The sequence below is a fragment of the Mucilaginibacter polytrichastri genome (assembly GCF_001911425.1).
Classification (GTDB): Bacteria; Bacteroidota; Bacteroidia; order Sphingobacteriales; family Sphingobacteriaceae; genus Mucilaginibacter; species Mucilaginibacter polytrichastri.
Map to the genome: position 1 here is coordinate 1,639,203 of NZ_MPPL01000001.1, position 914 is coordinate 1,640,116.

The following is a 914-nucleotide window of genomic DNA, read 5'->3' on the forward strand; positions in this document are numbered from 1 at the left end:
ATGCATCAACCGCTGCAGGGATATTTTACGGGATACAATCTTTAAAAACCTTGATATCGCCAACCGCCTGGGCTGCGCATAAAAAAATAATCCAGGTGCCTTGTGTAGAGGTAAAAGACGAGCCTCGTTTTGCATACCGCGCGTTTTTGCTCGATGTTGCCCGTAATTTCCAAACCAAAGCACAGGTACTTAAATTATTGGATGCGATGTCGCTTTATAAGCTAAACGTGTTTCATTTTCACTTAACAGATGATGAGGGCTGGCGAATAGCATTACCATCATTGCCCGAGTTAACAGCAGTTTCATCGCAACGAGGCCATACACTTGATAGCAAACAATATTTGCCGCCGTCGCACGGCTCGGGTGCCGAAACGGGCAAATTGGCAGGCAGTGGGTATTATACACGCGCCGATTATATCGAGATTTTAAAATATGCTACCGAGCGCCATATTGCAGTAATACCAGAGATTGAAAGCCCCGGCCATGCCCGTTCGGCTATTAAAGCGATGGATGCCCGTTATACCCGTTTAATGGGTGAGGGTAAAAAGGCAGCCGCAGAACAATATCTGCTGCGTGATTTGAATGATCAATCAGAATATGCTTCGGTACAATACTGGAAAGATAATGTGATCGATGTATCACTGCCATCAACCTATAATTTTGTAGAAACGGTTATTGAAGATGTGGTGGGCTTATACAAAGAAGCCGGGGCACCTTTAAAAACGATAAACTTTGGTGGCGATGAAGTACCGCCGCATGTGTGGGAAAAATCGCCTGCCTATTTAACCTTAAAAGCCATCCATCCCGAAATTAAAAACACAGGCGACCTGTGGTATTATTTTTACGGCAAGGTAAACCAATTGCTCAAAGCAAAAGGGCTGTACCTTTCGGGCTGGGAAGAGATCGGCTTTTCG

Annotated in this window: 1 protein-coding gene; it reads left to right on the forward strand. The window is 45.0% G+C overall.

Translation table 11 applies throughout. The annotated features are described in order from the left end of the window. Positions 1-914 (forward strand): family 20 glycosylhydrolase (locus RG47T_RS26000; protein ID WP_216351023.1); only part of this gene is annotated, 914 nt, incomplete at both ends.